The sequence below is a fragment of the Streptomyces sp. T12 genome (genome assembly GCF_028736035.1).
In the GTDB taxonomy this organism is placed as follows: domain Bacteria; phylum Actinomycetota; class Actinomycetes; order Streptomycetales; family Streptomycetaceae; genus Streptomyces.
In genome coordinates this window covers 9,248,023-9,266,077 of record NZ_CP117866.1, presented here as the reverse complement: position 1 = coordinate 9,266,077, position 18,055 = coordinate 9,248,023, and the positions used below count along the sequence as shown (strand labels likewise).

The following is an 18,055-nucleotide window of genomic DNA, read 5'->3' as shown; positions in this document are numbered from 1 at the left end:
ACGCCGACGGTGCCCCGTTCAGTCCTCGGGGGCGGGCACCACGCGCAGGTGGGCCGCGGTGCGGCGGGCCGTGCGCGCCCTGGATCGGTCGCGGCGCACCTCCCGCATGACCAGCGTCAGCCGGGTGTAGCCCATCTCCTGAAGGGTCCTGGGCGTCTCGTCGACGACCCGGCATTCGGTCGCACCCCAGCGCGGGTCGGGGTGCAGCAACGGACGGACGGCGCCGTCATGGGCGACGGCCCGCTCGCCGACCGCACGGATCCAGTGCGGCAGGCCCTGCCGGTAGGCCGCCTCCATGATGGGGTCCTGGGCGATCTCCCGGCGGATGGCCTGCAGGCCGTGGTCGTGGCCGTGCCGTTCCACGGCGGCCGCGAAGTGGGCCAGCATCGGCAGGCACCAGCTGGACTCGTGCTCACCGAGAACCGTGCTCGCGTCCGGGTGGAAGAGCACGAACCTGAGGAAGTTGTCGTCGGGCATGGCCGTGGGGTGCGGGCCCACGCCGCGGAAAAGTGACGCGAAAGCGGTGTTCGCCAGAACGACGTCCCAGCGGTGGTCGAGGATGACGGACGGGAAGGGCACGGCCTCCAGGAGGGTGGCGTAGTCCCGCAGATACGCCTGGGCCTCGGGACTGTCGGGGGCGGGCCGCGGTACGGACCGCTGCCCACCTGCCTGATATGCCATCGGGAGGTCACCCCTCTTGCCTATGCGGCCTTCACGCGGCGTCTTGATCCTGCTGCCCCGGCTCGAGGCGTGTCAACTATCGTGGCATTTCATGCCTGTTGACGGCTGAAATTGGCCACAGTTGTGGCGAGACCTGGATGTGAGTTCGAACCACCCGGTAATCTCCGTCAAGTTCACGGCAACCGTTTGTGAGAAGCCTGTGAGAGACGTAGGAGTTCTGTCGGTGACGGATGGCTTCGAGGGTTCGGGCGCCGCGCCGACGGCCGCACTGCCGGCCGTCGTCGCTCGTGTCACCGCGCTCGCCGACCGGCTCGGCGTGCCGCACGCGGAGGTCTTCGCCACCGGCCGCCTGTCCGCCGCCTCCGGCGTCCCGGAGCCCGTGGTCAGGGCCCTGCTGAGCGGTCGCCCGGCGGGCGAGCCGGACGTCCAGGCCCGGTTCCTGCAGCGCCTCGACCTCCTGCGCCGCACCCGCCTCAAGCCGAACGGCCGTAAGTACACCCAGCAGGAGATCGCCGACGGCGCGGGCATGTCGCGCCAGCAGGCAGGCGCTCTCATCAACGGCGACCGGCGTCCCACCATGGAACACTGTGACGCCATCCAGCGTTTCTTCCGCGTGCACGCCGGATTCCTCACGGCCGAGGACCCCGAGGCGCTCGCGGGCGCCCTCCAGCGCACCGAGCAGGACCTGCTGCAAAAGCTCGCGGAGCGCGAGGCGGCCCAGGCCGCCGAGGATCCGCTGGAGAAGCTGCTGCAGGACCACGGCGTGCGCGGAATCGCCTGGCGGGCCGCCCAACTGCCCACCGACCAGCACCGCGACAAGGTCGCGGAGTGGCTGGACATGCTCTTGGAAAGCGTCAAGCGGCCCGAGTCGTGATCCGGAGGGGAAAACCGGGGAAGAACGGGAGAACTGTGGGCACTGGTAAGGAAATGCGCCGCCTGTGCGGCGAGTTGGTCGCGGAGCTGACGCTTCCCGCGCCCGCGGCGCCCGAGAAGCTGTACGGCGCCCTGTGCGACGCGATGAGCAGACGCCGCGGCCGCCCGGTCCTCTTCCGTACGGCCGCCTTCCCGCCCGGCACGGCCAGCGGGCTGTGGCTCGACATGGCCGACCAGGACCTCGTCGTGATCGAGGAACGCACCGCCCCCGACCATCAGTTGGTGATCCTCGGCCACGAGCTGTGGCACATGAAGGCCGGCCACTGCAGCCACAGCATCGAGGGTGCCACCGTGGCGGCCCGCCTCCTCGACGACGAGGCCGACCTGCGATCGACGGTCCTGAAGGTCGCCGCCCGCAGCCACTTCGACCAGGCCGAGGAGAAGGAGGCCGAGACCTTCGGTCTGCTGCTGGCCAGCAAGTGCCGTGCGTGGCTGGCGGTCTCGTCGGTGCGGGGGCAGCGGGACCATCTGGCGGGGCGGATCGAGGCGTCGCTGGGTTACCTCGGGCCACAGGGCTGATCGAGGGCACGCCGGGCCGGGTACGGCCGCTCGGGTCAGGTCGCGCTGCGTTCGCTCGCCTCCCGCAGGTTCCGTTCCACCGCGCGTGCCCGGTCCGTGTCCGGCTGTCCCGCCGCCGTGCCGGGCCGCCCCGCTCGCAGCAGCTCGCGCCAGTTCTCGCGGCTCCAGTCGGCGGGGTCCGTGCCACTGGTGAACTCCTCGACCAGGGTGACGAAGCGGGCCGGGTCGGTGTGGAACGGGAAGTGGCCCGCACCTTCGAAGATCTCCAGCCGGCTGCCGGGCATCGCCTCGTGCGCGCCGTAGGCGTGCCGCACCGGTACGACGCTGTCCCGGTCGCCCCACAGCAGCATGGTCGGCATGCCCTCGGTCAGATAGCAGCGGTCCAGCATGGTGACCACCTGTCCGCGCCAGTCGACGACCGCCCGCAGAGTACGGATGAAGGCGTTGCGCGAGGTTTCGTCGGGCAGCGCGTCGACCAGGGTGAGCAGTTCCGGCGCGTCCTGGCCGAGGTCGGTGTCCAGGAGCCTCATCAGGCGTACCGCAAGCCCGACTTGGAGCCGCATGCCCGGCAGCCGCAGCGTCGACAGCATCAGATGGGCGCCCGGCAACGAGACCAGCCGCAGCACCGGATTGACCTCGCGGCCCACCCCGCCCGCGCTGACCAGGATCAGCCGCTGGGTGCGCTCGGGGAACTGGTAGGCGAACTGCATCGCCACTCCCCCGCCCAGTGAGTGCCCGACCAGTGTCGCCGACTCGATGCCGAGCGCGGTGAGCAGATCGCGCACGCCGTTGGCGTACGCGGCCACCGAGTAGTCGGCGCGCGGCTTGTCCGACGCACCGTGGCCGAGCAGGTCGGGGGCGATCACGGTGTGCGTACGGGCGAGGTCGGGGATCAGCTCGGCCCAGGTGTCGGAGGAGTCCCCTATGCCGTGGATCAGCACCAGCGCCGGACCCTCGCCGGCCATCCGGAAGGCGCGCCGGTAGCCGTGCACGACGCGGTACCGCAACTCGAGTTCTCCGTCGCCCACCGGACGCAGTCGTACGGCGCGCGCCGGGTGCCGTCGTGGGACGTCGACCACGCACTCGCCTCCGTTCTTCACACCGTTCCTGTACGCGCTCCCTGGCCGCGAGAGCGCGGCCGAAAGCCCTTCCTTCCAGCGTAGGACGGCTTTCCCACAAGGGATTTCGGGGAGGTTTCCCCTCCGCTAAGCGGGCGAACCGACGCGTGGACGAACCCGATTGTCAGTGGTGGACGGCAAGCTGGTGATGCGCCCTCATATGCGGGGGCGTGACGCGACGACGCCGACTTGGGGAGAGCCGACCGATGCCCACCGCCGTACTGACCGACCGCGAGCGCACCGCCGTCCAGGCCTATCTGCGGCTGTTGCACACCGTACGAGCCGCGTTCGACGGTCCCCCCGGCTCCCGCCGACCACCCCTCGTCCCGCCCTCCGTCCTCGCCGAGGCGGAACAGGCCCTGGCGGACGCGGGACTGAGTGGCAACGAAGAGGAGTTCTTCCGGCTGTTGCAGAGCTGGTGTCCCGCGGAGCCCTAGCGCAGCGGTGGCGGACCGCCGGGCACCCCCGCGGGTGTCCTCCGAGGGCTCAGGTGTGCGGCACGCTCACCGCGGTCGCCACCAGCCCCCGTCGGACCGTCCACCGGCCCTCGAAGAGGTCGAGCCGACGGTCGCCCACCACCGGGCCCGGCACGAGGAGCCGGGCCCGGAAGCCGCCGCTGTGCTCGTCGCCGGGGTCGGCGAAGACGTCGATGTCGGCCTCGGCGAAGTCCAGCCACTTTCCGGTGAGCGGGAACCATGCCTTGTAGACGGACTCCTTGGCGCTGAACAGGAGCCGGTCCCAGTGGATGCCGGGGTGCTCGCCGGCCAGGCGGCGCAGCCGGTCCGCCTCGGCGGGCAGGGCGACGACGGGCAGGACGCCCTCCGGGAGCGGCCCGTGCGGTTCGGCGTCGATACCGAGGGAGACCAGGTCGGCGGCGCGAACCAGCGCGGCGGCGCTGTAGCCGTCGCAGTGGGTCATGCTGCCGGCCAGGCCGGCCGGCCAGCCCGGGGCGCCGCGTTCGCCGGGCAGGATCGGCTGCGGCGGCACGCCGAGCTTCTCCATGGCGCGACGCGCGCAGGAGCGTACGACGGCGAACTCCCGGCGGCGCTTGCCGACCGCCTGGGCGACGACCGCCTCCTCCTCGGGGTACAGGGCCGTGTTCGGGGGCTCCTCGTCGCCGTACGCCTCGACGGTGACGACCGCGTCCGGCAGCAGTTCCTCGATCAACGGTCCCCGTCCTCCCTGGGCAGAATCCGGCGCAGCCGTCCCGGCGGCCCCGGTCGCTTGCGCCACTCGCGGGGGTATCCCACCGACACCTCCTCGAAGCGGACGCCCTCGTGCCAGGTGGTCCGTGGGATGTGCAGGTGGCCGTAGACCATGGTCTCGACGCGGAACCTGCGGTGCCAGTGAGCGGTCAGCCGGGTGCCGCACCACATGGCGAACTCGGGATACCACAGGACGTCCATCGGGTGCCGGTCCAGCGGGTAGTGGTTGACGAGGACGGTGGGCAGGTCCTCGGGCAGTGCGGCGAGCCGGCGCTCGGTCTCGGCGACCCGGGCCTCGCACCAGGCCTCGCGGGACGGGTACGGGTCGGGGTGCAGCAGGAACTCGTCGTTGCACACGATCCCGGTTCCGTGCGCGTACTCCAGCCCCTCCTCCTTGGTCGTGCAGCCGGAGGGCAGGAAGGAGTAGTCGTACAGCAGGAACAGCGGCGCCACGGCCACCGGGCCGCCGGGGCCGTCCCAGACGGGGTAGGGGTCCTCGGGGGTCGTCACGCCGAGTTCCCGGCACACCTCGACGAGGTGCTCGTAGCGGGCGACGCCGCGCAGGGTGACGGAGTCCCTCGGGTGGGTCCACAGTTCGTGGTTGCCCGGCGCCCAGACGACCTTGCGGAAGCTGCCGGCGAGCGTCTCGAGGGCCCAGCGGACGTCGGCCACGGTCTCCGCCACGTCACCGGCGACGAGCAGCCAGTCGTCGTCCGAGTCGGGGCGCATCTTCTCGACGAGGGCGCGGTTCTCCTCGTAGCCGATGTGCAGGTCACTGATGGCCAGCAGCTGCCCGGCACCGCCGGCCGTCGACGTCACCCTCGCCCCTTTCGATCACACGAATGACACCACGAGAACACACAGTGCCGTGCCGGTACAAGCTGGATTTCGTCGGCGGTCCGCCAGGGCGGTGCGGGCGCGGCCGGGGTGGTCAGGAATGATCCGCAATTCCGTAACACGTACGTTGCACGCGGCACCCTTTGAAAGCCGTATGATCGCCCCAACACCACCGCCATGAACGTCCCTTCGCACGGGGCGGTTTGGTGTACCTCCAATCACCCTGCCCGGGCACGGGCCTGCTTTGCCCTGCCCGCGAACCCGAAAGGACGGCCCTGCATGGTCTCTCGCGTACGCGTCTGGCTCAACCGCACGTACGCGGAGAACGTGTTCTTCATGGATCAGCTGCGGAGAAATCCCAGCGATCGGGCCGTCGAGATCCATGCGACGCACGGGGACGCCGACTCGCCCGTACTGGCCGCCGCCGACACCGCCGAGCTGGAGCCGGAGGGCCTGTCCCCGGCCGCGTATGTCGAGTACGCCCTGGACCAGTGCCGGCGCCGCGGCATCGACGTGTTCGTGCCCCGGATGCACCAGTCGGCGATCGTGGCGCACCGCGCGGAGTTCGAGGCGGCCGGTACGGCGCTGCTGGCGCCGCCGCCGGAGGCCGTGGCGGTCTTCCACGACAAGGTGATCGCGTACGAGGCCGTGCAGGCGATCGGGGTGCCGGTACCGCCGTGGTGGCGGGTGCGCACCGCCGACGAACTCGTCGCCGCCGTCGAGGAGTTGGAGGCGCGCGGCTACAAGGCCTGCTTCAAGCCGGCGTCCGGTGCGGGTGGGGTGGGCTTCCGCGTCATCACGCGCACCCCCTTCTCGCTGATGCACCTCACCGGGTTCCCGACCCCTTATGTGCAGCTGGATCTCGTGGTGGACGCGCTGCGGCGGGCGGACGAGCCGGTGGACTGGCTGGTCATGCCCCGGCTGGAACAGCCGGAGGTGTCGGTGGACTGCCTCACCGGTCCCGACAACCGGGTCCGGCTGGCGATCGGCCGGATCAAGAACGGCCGCCGTCGCGGGTTCACGCTGCAGGAGCAGTGGCTGGAGCCGGCGCGGCTGATCGCGGAGGGGTTCGGGCTGCACTATCTGTCCAACATCCAGTTCCGGATGTTCGGGGAGACGCCGGTGCTGATGGATGTGAACACGCGGCCGGCCGGCGGGTTGCACCAGCTGTCGCTGTGCGGGGTCAACGTGCCCTGGCTGGCTGTGCAGTTGGCGCTCGGCGAGGATCCGGGGGTGGTGGCTCCGCCGTTCCTCGGGCAGGACTACACGGTGGTTTCGGGGCCGCGGCCGCTGCGGCCGGTGTCCATTCCGCAGCAGCGGTCGGAGGTCGAGGGGCCGTTGCTGCCGGCGATGCCCGCGCCGGCGTCGGTCGACTCGGTCGGGAGTGGGGCGGCTCAGGCCCTGCCTCTTTAGACCCTTCGGTATGGACCAATCCCGGCGTCAAAGCTTGACAGCGGGATTGGTCCATACCAACTTGGTCTGCGCACCTCTCTGCACCTCGTGCACTCCCGAACACCCCACACTTCCCAGGGAGATCGCGTGCGCAACCAACCCCTCAGACGTCTCAGACGGCGTCTTCTCGCCCTGCTCGGCTCCGCCGCCCTCGCGGTCACCGCAGCCGTCGCCCTTCCCGGAACGGCCCATGCGGCCAACGTCCTGTCCAACGCCGGCTTCGAGTCGGGCGGGCTCTCCCCGTGGTCCTGCACCGGCAACCTCGGCTCGGTCGTCTCCTCCCCCGTGCACGCCGGCTCCAAGGCCCTTGCGGGGGCGGTGAGTTCGAGTGACACCGCCCAGTGCAGCCAGACCGTCTCGGTCCAGCCGAACACGGCGTACACGCTCAGCGGCTGGGTGCGCGGGTCCTACGTCTACCTCGGGGTGAACGGCGGGGCCTCCACCTGGACGTCCTCGCCGTCGGCGTACAGCCGGCTGTCGCTGTCCTTCACGACCGGGGCCTCCCAGACCAGCGCCACCGTCTACGTCCACGGCTGGTACGCGCAGGGCACCTACTACGCCGACGACATCAGCCTCGACGGGCCCGGTGGCGGCGGTTCGGACAGCCAGGCGCCGACCGTGCCGGGCAGCCTGCGGTCGACCGGCAAGACGTCGTCGAGCGTGTCGCTGGCGTGGAACGCCTCGACGGACAACGTCGGGGTGACGGCGTACGACATCTACCGGGGTGCGAGCCAGGTGCTCAGCGTCTCCGGTACGAGTGCCACGGTCAGCGGTCTGTCGCCGAGCACGAGTCACACCTTCACGGTGAAGGCGAGGGACGCGGCCGGGAACGTGTCGGCGGCCTCCAACGCCGTGACCGTCACGACGGACGCGGGCGGCGGTGGCGGCACCGGCTTCAAGCAGGCGGCGCCCTACCTCTACCTCGGTTGGGGCGACCCGCCGAGCGCGACCTCGGTGATGAGCGCGACCGGCATCAAGTGGTACACGATGGCCTTCATCCTGTCCTCCGGCGGCTGCAACCCGGCCTGGGACGGACAGCGCCCGCTGACCGGCGGCAACGACCAGAGCGTCATCAACTCCATCCGCTCGGCGGGCGGCGACATCGTGCCGTCGATCGGCGGCTGGAGCGGCAACAAGCTCGGGCCGAACTGCTCGTCGGCTCAGGCACTGGCGGGTGCCTACCAGAAGGTGATCGACGCCTACGGGCTGAAGGCGATCGACGTCGACATCGAGAACACCGACGAGTTCGAGAACGCGACCGTGCAGGACCGGATCCTGAACGCCCTGAAGATCGTCAAGGCGAACAATCCGGGACTGCGGACCGTCCTCACCTTCGGCACCTCGACGACCGGCCCGAACTACTGGGGCAACCGGCTCGTCGAGCAGGCCAAGGCGCTGAACGCGGACATCGACGTCTTCACGATCATGCCGTTCGACTTCGGCGGCGGCGCCGACATGTACGGCAACACCGTGAACGCGACGGAAGGGCTGAAGAACAAGCTGAAGTCCACCTTCGGGTGGGACGACGCCACGGCCTACGCCCACATCGGCATCTCCGGCATGAACGGCCTGTCCGACCAGCAGGAGCTCACCTCACCCGCGACCTGGACCCAGATCCGTGACTGGGCGAACTCGCACCACATCGCCCGCCTCGCCTTCTGGTCGGTCAACCGCGACCGGCCGTGCCCGGGCGGCGGCGTGACGAGCAACTGCTCCGGGATCAGCCAGAGCAACTGGCAGTTCACGTCCATCACGGCCGGGTTCACCGGCTGAGGACGCGGTCACCCGCGCCGGGAAACTTTTTTCCCGGGAGGGTGTATCAGGGCGCGGACGACGCGCTCATAAGAGTGAAAGGCAACGGGGGAACCACGGGGGACTACGGGGGATCACGGGGGAACGCACCACAACGGGGGAAGCACGGGGGCTTCGGGTCGGCCGGCGCTGTCACGGGGGCAGCGGCCGGCCGGCCCGAAGGTGCGTCTCAGGGGCGAGGGTCAGAAGCGGCCCGAACCGCGGTACACCTCCAGCTCACCGTCCAGCTCGACCGCGAGCACCGTGGCGTGCGGGTCGAGGTCAGCCGCCGGGGGCGGTTCGATCCAGAGCACGCCCGGCGTCTCGTGCAGGCCGCCGGTGATGCGGTGGGCCAGTTCGGTGCCGCTGCCGAGGACCGTGACCCGGCGTACCGAACCGAGCAGCCCGCGTACGTTGATCTCGGCGCGCGGGGCGTCGAAGAGGATCAGGTAGAGGGTGCGGCGGTCCTTGGAGAGGGTGCTCGGGCCGTAGTGGTGACCGGGCGGGAGGCCGCGCTCGGTGCCGTACACCGCCTCCGCGTGCCTCGCGATCCAGTCGCCGAGCCCCTCCAGGCGCTCAGCTTGCTCCGCCGGGATCGTGCCGTCCTCGCGCGGCCCGACGCTGAGCAGCAGGTTGCCACCGCCGCCGATCGTCTCGGTGAAGTAGCGGATCAGCTGGTCGACCGACTTGTGGTTGTGGTCGTGGTGCTGGTGCCCCCAGGAGTCGTTGATCGTCAGGCACAGCTCCCAGGGGCCCTCGGGCGGGACGACCGGGGCGCCCTGTTCGGGCGTCGCGTAGTCGCCTTCGCTGAGCATGCGGGCGTTGAAGACGACGTCCGGGACCTCGGAGCGGATCAGCGCGGCGAGTTCGGGGATGCGCCACTGCTCCTCGCTGCGGTCCCACTCGCCGTCGAACCACAGCAGGTCCGGCTGGTAGCGGGAGGTGAGTTCGCGGATCTGCCCGTCGCGGTAGGCGAGGAAGCGTTCCCAGGCGTCCAGGTCCTCGTCCTCGGCCGCGACCTCGGAGTACCGGTTGTCCTCCAGCTCCGGCGGGCGGCCGGGCTTGCGCGTGGAGGCGTAGTCGGGGTGGCTCCAGTCCGAGTGCGAGTAGTAGAGGCCGACCTTGAGGCCCTGCTCGCGCAGGGCGTCCGCGTAGCCGCCGATCAGGTCGCGGCCCACGTTCAGGTCGCCGTGGGCGGTGTCCCACAGGGCGACGCCGTCGTGGTGGCGGCTGGTCAGGACGGCGTACCGGGCGCCGGCCCGCGCGAAGAGCTTCGCCCAGTCGCGCGGGTCGTAGCGGGCGGCCGTGAAGCGGTCGAACTGGGACATGTACTGGTCGTACGGGACGATGTCGTCGTAGAACGACCAGGACTCCTGGACGCCGTCCACGGCGTAGATGCCCCAGTGGATGAAGATCCCCAACTTGGCGTCGGTGAACCAGGGTTGCATGGGCACCCGCGCTCAGCTCCCTTCCGCGCGCCGCAGGCGGAGCGTGAGGACCTGGAAGGGGCGCAGGGTGACCGCGACCCGGCCGTCGCCGGTGACGTCCGCGTCCTGAAGCGGGCGCTCCAGCAGGTCGGTCACCTGGGCGCCCGCGAGCGGGAAGCCCGTGCGCACGACGCCGGTCGCGCGGCCGCCGCCGGACTCGTAGAGGCGTACGACGACATCGCCGGACCGGTCGTCGGCCAGCTTGACCGCCTCGACGGTGACGCCGCTGCCGTCCACGGAGACGACCGGCTCGGGCGCGCCCGCCGCATCCGCCACCCGCAGGGGGAGGTTGAGGGCGTAGCCCTCGGCGACGGCGTCCTCGATGCTCGCGCCGGGGAGCAGGGAGTAGGTGAAGCGGTGCTTGCCCTGGTCGGCCTCGGGGTCCGGGATACGCGGGGCGCGCACCAGGCTGAGGCTGACCCGGGTCGTCGTACCGCCGTCCTCGCGGACCGTGCGGGAGACGTCGTGGCCGTACGTCGAGTCGTTGATGACCGCGACGCCGTAGCCGGGCTCGGCGATGTGCACCCAGCGGTGGCCGGAGACCTCGAAGCGGGCCGCCTCCCAGCTGGTGTTGGTGTGGGTGGGCCGCTGGATGTGGCCGAACTGGATCTCGGCGGAGGAGTGCGGGGCGCGGATGTCCACCGGGAAGCCCGCCTTGAGGATCTTCTCGGCCTCGTGCCAGTCGATCTCGGTCTCGAAGTCGACGCGGGGGCTGTCGGCGCGCACGGTGATGGTCTGGGTGACCTTCGAGCCCTTGCCGAAGGAACGCGTGACGCGGATCGCGCCGCGCAGGGGGTCCTCTTCGACGACGGCCACCGCGTCCGCGTCCAGCAGATCCGTGTAGCGGTTCTTGTAGTGCTTGTCGATGTCCCAGGCGTCCCAGTAGTTCGGGAGGTCGGTGTGCAGGCGCAGGAGGTTGCCCTGGTCGGCGAGCACCTCGCGGTTCGCCCGCAGGTCGAACACGGAGGACAGGGTGCCGTCCTGCGCCACCTCGACACGCACCAGGCCGTTGTCGAGGACCCGGCCCGCCGCCTTCACCGGCTGCGCGGGCGCGGCGCCGGTCAGCGGCGCACTGCCGCTCGCGGGCACCTGGACGTACGCCGGTGCGCCCTCGGGGGTGCGGACGACCTCGGCCCGGTCGAAGGGGCTGGTGTTGAACACCCGCGTGCCGCCGGCGCCCAGCGCGGCCACGGCCTCGGCGGTCAGCGCCTCCAACTCCTCGGCCACCCGGGCGTATTCGGCCTCCGCCTCGCGGTGCACCCAGGCGATCGACGAGCCCGGCAGGATGTCGTGGAACTGGTGCAGCAGGACGGTCTTCCACAGCCGGTCCAGCTTCTCGTACGGGTACGCGTAGCCCGGCGCGTGCAGCGCCGCCGTCGTCGCCCACAACTCGGCCTCGCGGAGCCGGTGTTCGCTGCGCCGGTTGCCCTGCTTGGTGCGGGCCTGCGAGGTGTAGGTGGCGCGGTGCAGCTCCAGGTAGAGCTCGCCGACCCAGACCGGGGCGTCCGGGTACTCCTCCCGTGCCTTCGCGAAGAACTCGTCGGGGTGCTCCACGACGACCTTCGGCGAACCCTCCAGGTCCGCCAGCCGACGCGCCCGCTCCATGATCTCGCGGGTGGGGCCGCCACCGCCGTCGCCCCAGCCGAAGGGGGCGAGGGAGCGGGTGCCGCCGCCCTTCTCGGAGTAGTTGCGGACGGCGCGGTCCATCTCCTCGCCGCTGAAGCGGGCGTTGTAGGTGTCGACCGGCGGGAAGTGGGTGAAGATGCGGGTGCCGTCGATGCCCTCCCACCAGAAGGTGTGGTGGGGGAACTTGTTCGTCTGGTTCCAGGAGATCTTCTGGGTCAGGAACCACTCGTTGCCGGCGAGCTTGGCCAGCTGCGGGTAGGCGGCGGTGTAGCCGAAGGAGTCCGGCAGCCAGACGCCCTTGGTCTCGACGCCGAAGTGCTCGATGAAGAACCGCTTGCCGTGGATGAGCTGGCGGGCGATGGCCTCGCCGCCGGGCAGGTTGCCGTCGGCCTCGACCCACATGCCGCCGACCGGCGCCCACTGGCCCTTCTTCACGGACTCCTGGATGCGGGCCCACACGTGCGGGTAGTTGTCGCGCACCCACTCGTACTGCTGGGCCTGCGAGCAGGCGAAGATGAAGTCGTCGTACTCGTCGGCCAGGGACGTGACGTTCGAGAAGGTGCGGGACGTCTTGCGCTTGGTCTCGCGGATCGGCCACAGCCAGGCGGAGTCGATGTGGGCGTGGCCGACACCGGAGATCGTGTGCGCGCTGGCGTGGGCGGGCCTGGCCAGCACCGGGGCGAGCACCTCGCGGACGGCGGCGGCGCTGCCGGAGATGTCGTCGAGGTCCAGGGCGTCCATGGCCCGGTCCAGGGTGTGCATGATCTCGTGGCGGCGCGGCTCGTGCTCGCCGAGGTGGACCATGAGCTCGCGCAGCACCTGAAGGTCGAGGTCGAGGTGCCAGACCTCCTCGTCGAGGACCGCGATGTCGGCGCGCTGGAAGGTGTAGAGGGGCTTGTCCCCCGCCGTGAGGACGTCGCCGAGCGGGGTGGGGGCCGTGAAGTTGTTGGCCAGGATGTCCGGGTTGGACGCCGCCTCGACCAGGTACTCGATCGGCTCGCCGCCGGTGGCCGGGTTGGCGATCGGCACGTACTGGTTGAGGGGGTTGACCGCCTTCAGCGGCGTCCCGTCCAGCAGATGCACCAGCGCCTCGGCCTGGTTGCCCGGCCAGTCGCCGACGAAGCCGAGGTCGATCACGGCCTCGACGCGCCGGCCGGCGAACTCGGCGGGCACCTGGCCGCGCATCCGGAACCAGGTGGTGCCCCAGGGCGGACCCCACGGGGTGTCCATGGCGAAGGGCTCGTACGGCGCGGCGGCGGCCTCCGTGAAGGGCACCGGCTCTCCCGGCGCCTGCCAGGCCTCGACCTCGAAGGGGACGGTGGCCGCGTAGATCGCGGGCTTGATGCGCTGGTCGTGGAGGCGCTCGACGCGTTCTTCGATCCGGCGGCGTTCGTCGTGCATGAGGGTTTCTCCAGAGAGGGCGAGCGGGAAAGCGCTTTCCGTCGGGGTGCTTACCTAAGGTACGCGAGACCGGGGTGGACGCCGGTGTAGCCGTCGACGAGCCGGCGGGCCACGTTCACCGAGTCGACGAGCGGGTGCAGCGCGAAGGCCTTCACCGCCGTCGTACGGGAGCCGGACTCGGCGGCGGCGAGCACCTCGCGCTCGACCGCCTTGACCGCGCAGACGAGCCCGGTGGCGTGGTCGGGCAGCGGGGCGACGGCTACCGGGTGGGCGCCGTTGGCGTCGACCAGGCACGGGACCTCGATGACGGCGTCGCTGTCGAGGACGGACAGGGTGTCCTGGTTGCGCACGTTGAGGATCAGGGTCGTGCGCTCGTCGCGGGCGATGGCCCGCATCAGCGCGAGCGCCACCTTCTCGTAGCCGCCGGAGAGGTCGTCCGCGTCGCGCTCGCCGGCGCCGGCCGTCTCTCGGTTCTCGGACATGTAGGTGGCCTCGCGCTCGGCGCGGGTGCGGTCCCAGACCTGAAGGGCGGAGGCGTCCGGGTTGCGCATCTGCTCGTAGAAACGGGCCTGCTGGTCGCGCAGGAAGGCGCCGCGGGTCTTGTCGGCCTGCTGGTAGGCGCGGACGGCTTCCCGGTTGAAGTAGTAGTAGTGCAGGTACTCGTTCGGGATCGCGCCGAGCGACCGGAGCCAGTCGACGCCGAAGAGCTTGCCTTCCTCGAAGGAGCCGAGCAGGTCGGGGTCGGCGAGCAGGCGCGGCAGTTCGTCGCGTCCGGCGACGCGCAGGCCGCGCACCCAGCCGAGGTGGTTGAGGCCGACGTAGTCGATCCACGCCTCGCCGGGGTTCTTCACGCCGAGCACGCGGGCGATACGGCGGCCGAGGCCGACCGGCGAGTCGCAGATGCCGATGACGCGGTCGCCGAGGTGGCGGGACATGGCCTCGGTGACCAGGCCCGCCGGGTTGGTGAAGTTGATGACCCAGGCGTCGGGGGCGAGGCGCGCCACCCGCTGGGCGATGTCGACGGCGACCGGGACCGTGCGCAGGCCGTAGGCGATGCCGCCCGCGCCGACCGTCTCCTGGCCGAGGACGCCCTCGGCGAGCGCGACCCGCTCGTCGCTTGCCCTGCCTTCCAGGCCGCCGACGCGGATCGCCGAGAAGACGAAGTCGGCGCCGCGCAGCGCCTCGTCCAGGTCGGTGGTGGCGGTCACCTCGGGCGCGTCGGGCACCCCGGCCGCCTGCTCGGCGAGCACGCGGGTCACCGCGGAGAGCCGCTGCGCGTCCAGGTCGTGCAGTACGACGTGGGTGACCCGGCCTTCGGCGCGGTCCGTCAGGAGCGCCCCGTACACGAGCGGTACGCGGAATCCTCCGCCGCCCAGAATCGTCAGTTTCACCGATTTCCTCCGAAGACGCCCAGACGCCCAGGCTTGCGCGGGTAAGCTCCACATAGTGCGCTGCGAGAACCAAGCACGCGCTGTGTCTTTGCACTTGTGCCAAGAACCCGGGCTGGTTTCAACCCGGCTGGTGTTGATCGCGTGAGACTCGATCGCTTGCTGAGCGTTCGAGCAGCGTGAGCCAGGAATCTCCTTCGATTCCGAGGGAGAGGATTCAAGCTTGCACCTTTCCTGCCACTACCACCTCGACGCGGGCCTCCTCCAGGGCGGCCCGCGTCGCCGCGTTCACGGGAGCGTTCGTCACCACCACGTCCAGCTCCTCGGGACCGCACACCTTCGCCATCCCGTGCCCGGGGAACTTCGCCGCGTCGGCGAGCAGCACGACCTTCTCGCCGGCCTTGATCATGGCCCGTTTGACCGGCACCTCGACGACCGTCGTGTCCATCACCTGACCGCCCGGCCGCACTCCACTGGTGCCCAGGAAGAGCCAGTCGGCATGCAGCTGGCGCAGATTGTCCTCGGTGAGGAAGCCGACCAGGGAGCGGTACTCGCGGCGGACCATGCCGCCGAGCAGCACCAGCTCGATGGCCTCGTCGTCGGCGAGCTCCTCGTAGACCACCAGATTGCTGGTGATCACGGTGAGCCGACGGCCGTGCAGCTGGCGGGCCAGCCGGAAGGCGGTGGTGCCGATGTCGAGCAGCACCGACTGACCATCTTCGATCATCGCTGCGGCGCGCACGGCTATGGCGTCCTTCTCGGGCACGCGCATCTCGGCGACCTCGGCGAAGGGCTGGTCGCCCTCGTCCGCGACCGCGCCGCCGTGCACCCGGGTGAGCAGGCCGTCCTCCTCGAGTTTGACCAGGTCACGCCTGATCGTGGCGGGGCTCACACCCAGCTGCTCGGAGAGATCGGTCACGGCCGCGGGGCCACCGGAGCGCAGGGCCCGCAGGATGAGTTGGTGTCGTCGTTCTGCCAGCACGACGTGAACACTACTCGTCATCTTCAATCATCGCCATGCTCATTTCTGCTCGGGTATTGACCAATCTCTCCGATCGGCGCACGATTCCGCTCACCGAATTGAAGAGTTTTGACGATCTCCGAGCTCTGGCGAGCGGGAGTACCGAGCGAGAGGACGCGATCCGTGGACGACGACCGGCCCGATGTGCTGCTGACCGGGCTGCTCTTCTACGACCTCGTCCTCACGGGGCTCGGGAAGCCGCCGACCCCGGGCGAGGAGATCTGGACGGGCGGCATGGGCTGCGGCCCGGGCGGCATCGCCAACCTGGCGGTGGCCGCCGCCCGCTTCGGCCTCAGGACCTCCCTGGCCACGGTGTTCGGCGACGACCTCTACGGCGAGTGGTGCCGGGACGTCCTGTGCGACCAGGAGGACATCGACCTCTCGCTCTCCCGCACGGCGGACGGCTGGCCCACCCCGGTCACCGTCTCCCTCGCCTACGGCCACGACCGGGCCCTCGTCACCCACGGCCAGGAGCCCCCGTACTCGCAGGACACGCTGATGGGCGACCCGCCCGAGGCGCGCACGGCCCTCGTGCACATCGAGGCCGAACCCCGCGAGTGGCTGGCCAAGGCCGCGGCGAACGGCACGCAGATCTACGCCGATGTCGGCTGGGACCCCACCCAGCAGTGGTCGGCCGACCTGCTCGAGCAGCTCGCCCTGTGCCATGCCTTCCTCCCCAACGAGACCGAGGCGATGGCCTACACCCGCACCGACAGCGCGGTCGCGGCCCTCGGCACGCTCAGCGAGCTGGTTCCGGTGGCCGTGGTGACACGCGGTGGCGAGGGTGCCGTCGCTGTCGACCAGACGACCGGCGAGTACGCGGAGGTGCCCGCCCTGGACGTCGACGTCCTCGACGCGACGGGCGCCGGGGACGTGTTCGGGGCGAGCTTCGCCGCGGCCTCGCTCGGCGGCTGGCCGCTGGCGGAACGGCTCAGGTTCGCCGTGCTCGCCGCCGGGCTGTCCGTACGGCACCACGGCGGGGCGCTGGCGGCCCCCGGCTGGTACGGCGTCGACCGCTGGTGGCGGTCGGTGAAAGACCCCGAACTGCGACGCGCGTACGGCTTCCTCGCGCACCGCATCCCGGCCGACGTCGGCCCGCCCCCGCGCCACGCCCCCGTGACCCCGCCGGCCGGTCCCACGCCCGTGGGCCCGAGCGCCTGCGAACGGCGGCACTGACCCTCATACCCCCTCTCCACGTCGTACAGGAACAACAGGAGTGACCCGTGGACCTTTCTCGTAGAGGCTTCCTCCAGGCCGCCGCGCTCACCGCGGCCGCCTCCGGCCTGACCGTCGCCTGCGGCGGCGGCTCGGAATCGGCCGGCACCAAGAACGGCAAGAACCTCACCCTGTGGTACTGGGGCGGCGCCCTCAGCGACAAGGTGGTCGCCGAGGCCAAGACGCACTTCAGCAGCCAGATCAAGCTGACCGCCGCCTCCATCGGCGGCGACTTCAAGCAGAAGCTCACCACCACCCTCGCGGCGGGCGGCTCCTCGGTGCCCGACATCACCGGCATCAAGGGCGAGGACATCGCCTCCTTCCTGCCCAACGCCGACCGCTTCCTCGACCTGAACGACCTGGGCTTCAAGAAGATCTCGTCCCAGTACCTGGAGTGGAAGACCAAGCTCGCCCAGACCAAGGACGGCAAGCAGATCGGGTTCCCGATCGACATCGGTCCCACCGCGCTCTTCTACCGCGCGGACCTGTTCGACAAGGCCGGACTGCCCACCGACCCCGACAAGGTCGCAGCCGCAGCCAAGACCTGGGACGACTACTTCGCCCTCGGCTCCGAGCTGAAGAAGGCGGCGCCCGGCACCTTCCTGATCAACAACATCAGCTCGGTGTTCAACATCGCGGTCGGCCAGGGCACCAAGCGGTTCATCGACGAGGACAACCACTTCATCGGCGACCAGGACCACATCCGCGCCGCGTGGACCACGGCGATACGCCCCTACACGCTCGGCCTCGACGCCAAGATCAACGACAACACCTGGAACGCCGCCATCGGCAAGAACCTCACCACCGAACTCGGCGCCGCCTGGCACGCCCTGGACATCGAGTCGGCGGCCCCGGGCACCAAGGGCAAGTGGCGGGTCTGCGCCACCCCCAACGGGCCGGCGAACCAGGGCGGCTCCTACCTGGCCCTGCCCGAGCAGTGCCGGAACCCCGAAGAAGCGTTCAAGATCATCAGCTGGATCCTCAGCCCGGACAACAACGCCCGCAGCTTCACCGACGCCGCCATCTTCCCCGCCTCCCCGGCCGCGTACGCCATGCCGGCCATGACGGGCCCCGACGCCTTCTTCGGCGGGCAGAAGATCATCGAGGTCTTCGGCCCGGCCGCCGAGGCCATCCCGGTGAGCTACGAGGCACCGGCCGACTCCGCGGTCATGGCCCCCTACTTCACCGAGCTGACCAACATCGAGGCCAAGGGCAAGAAGCCCGACGACGCCTGGAAGGACGCGGTCAGCCAGGCCAAGCAGATCGCCAGGCGACAGGGGGTGAGCTGAGGTGGCATCACCTCCGGTCACCGGCCCCGCCCCGGTGCGCAGGCACCGCGGCGGGCCGGGCCCGGCCCGCTTCCGCCCGCGGCGCACTCCGC

The 18,055-nt window shown here is 70.7% G+C and carries 15 protein-coding genes; 7 read left to right on the top strand and 8 right to left on the bottom strand.

Translation table 11 applies throughout. The features are described from left to right. Window positions 1-18 precede the first annotated feature (18 nt). On the bottom strand, window positions 19-681 hold the full coding sequence (locus tag PBV52_RS41540; RefSeq protein WP_274246096.1) for a hypothetical protein: 663 nt from the start codon (window positions 679-681) through the stop codon (window positions 19-21). 223 nt (window positions 682-904) lie between these two features. Here PBV52_RS41540 and PBV52_RS41535 point away from each other — a divergent pair, with 223 nt between their 5' ends. Together PBV52_RS41535 and PBV52_RS41530 are read left to right on the top strand one after the other, a co-directional pair. Then, window positions 905-1,555, top strand: a complete 651-nt coding sequence (locus PBV52_RS41535) for a helix-turn-helix transcriptional regulator (protein WP_274246094.1) — start codon at window positions 905-907, stop codon at window positions 1,553-1,555. Between the two features lie 53 nt (window positions 1,556-1,608). After that, a complete protein-coding gene (locus tag PBV52_RS41530; RefSeq protein ID WP_274249898.1) occupies window positions 1,609-2,133 on the top strand; it encodes a toxin-antitoxin system, toxin component in 525 nt (174 codons plus the stop codon). Between the two features lie 35 nt (window positions 2,134-2,168). Here PBV52_RS41530 and PBV52_RS41525 read toward each other — a convergent pair whose 3' ends face one another. Then, window positions 2,169-3,212, bottom strand: a complete 1,044-nt coding sequence (locus tag PBV52_RS41525; RefSeq protein WP_274249896.1) for an alpha/beta fold hydrolase — start codon at window positions 3,210-3,212, stop codon at window positions 2,169-2,171. 245 nt (window positions 3,213-3,457) lie between these two features. On the opposite strand from PBV52_RS41525, the gene PBV52_RS41520 reads away from it, so the two are divergent. Further along, window positions 3,458-3,688: a hypothetical protein gene (locus tag PBV52_RS41520; RefSeq protein WP_126396598.1), complete on the top strand. Its 231-nt coding sequence runs from the start codon at window positions 3,458-3,460 to the stop codon at window positions 3,686-3,688. 49 nt (window positions 3,689-3,737) lie between these two features. Here the strand turns inward: PBV52_RS41520 and PBV52_RS41515 are convergent, their stop codons facing one another. Next, on the bottom strand, window positions 3,738-4,418 hold the full coding sequence (locus tag PBV52_RS41515; protein WP_274246090.1) for a 4'-phosphopantetheinyl transferase: 681 nt from the start codon (window positions 4,416-4,418) through the stop codon (window positions 3,738-3,740). Continuing rightward, window positions 4,415-5,275 (bottom strand): metallophosphoesterase, encoded by an 861-nt coding sequence (locus PBV52_RS41510; protein ID WP_274246088.1) that lies wholly within the window; start codon window positions 5,273-5,275, stop codon window positions 4,415-4,417. The genes PBV52_RS41515 and PBV52_RS41510 overlap by 4 nt, the downstream gene beginning before the upstream one ends. Window positions 5,276-5,572: 297 nt before the next feature. Between PBV52_RS41510 and PBV52_RS41505 the strand changes: the two genes are divergently transcribed. Both PBV52_RS41505 and PBV52_RS41500 read left to right on the top strand, forming a co-directional pair. Next, entirely contained in the window at window positions 5,573-6,706 is a 1,134-nt protein-coding gene (locus PBV52_RS41505) for an ATP-grasp domain-containing protein (RefSeq protein ID WP_274246086.1), read from the top strand. 126 nt (window positions 6,707-6,832) lie between these two features. Further along, window positions 6,833-8,518, top strand: a complete 1,686-nt coding sequence (locus PBV52_RS41500) for a carbohydrate binding domain-containing protein (protein WP_274246084.1) — start codon at window positions 6,833-6,835, stop codon at window positions 8,516-8,518. A gap of 221 nt (window positions 8,519-8,739) precedes the next feature. Here PBV52_RS41500 and PBV52_RS41495 read toward each other — a convergent pair whose 3' ends face one another. The 4 genes from PBV52_RS41495 to PBV52_RS41480 all read right to left on the bottom strand — a co-directional run bounded on the left by PBV52_RS41495 (window position 8,740) and on the right by PBV52_RS41480 (window position 15,420). Beyond that, the gene (locus PBV52_RS41495) at window positions 8,740-9,990 is read right to left on the bottom strand and encodes an alpha-L-fucosidase (RefSeq protein ID WP_274246082.1); all 1,251 of its coding nucleotides are present in this window, start codon (window positions 9,988-9,990) and stop codon (window positions 8,740-8,742) included. A gap of 6 nt (window positions 9,991-9,996) precedes the next feature. After that, complete coding sequence (locus PBV52_RS41490) at window positions 9,997-13,050, bottom strand: glycoside hydrolase family 38 C-terminal domain-containing protein (RefSeq protein WP_274246079.1); 3,054 nt, start codon at window positions 13,048-13,050, stop codon at window positions 9,997-9,999. 50 nt (window positions 13,051-13,100) lie between these two features. Continuing rightward, entirely contained in the window at window positions 13,101-14,441 is a 1,341-nt protein-coding gene (locus tag PBV52_RS41485; protein ID WP_274246077.1) for a 6-phospho-beta-glucosidase, read from the bottom strand. A 214-nt stretch (window positions 14,442-14,655) separates the two neighbouring features. Beyond that, window positions 14,656-15,420, bottom strand: coding sequence for a DeoR/GlpR family DNA-binding transcription regulator (locus PBV52_RS41480; protein WP_274246075.1), 765 nt, complete (start codon window positions 15,418-15,420; stop codon window positions 14,656-14,658). Between the two features lie 162 nt (window positions 15,421-15,582). Between PBV52_RS41480 and PBV52_RS41475 the strand changes: the two genes are divergently transcribed. Continuing rightward, window positions 15,583-16,635 (top strand): carbohydrate kinase family protein, encoded by a 1,053-nt coding sequence (locus PBV52_RS41475; RefSeq protein ID WP_274246074.1) that lies wholly within the window; start codon window positions 15,583-15,585, stop codon window positions 16,633-16,635. Between the two features lie 47 nt (window positions 16,636-16,682). Beyond that, window positions 16,683-17,963, top strand: a complete 1,281-nt coding sequence (locus PBV52_RS41470) for an ABC transporter substrate-binding protein (protein WP_274246072.1) — start codon at window positions 16,683-16,685, stop codon at window positions 17,961-17,963. Window positions 17,964-18,055 lie beyond the last annotated feature (92 nt).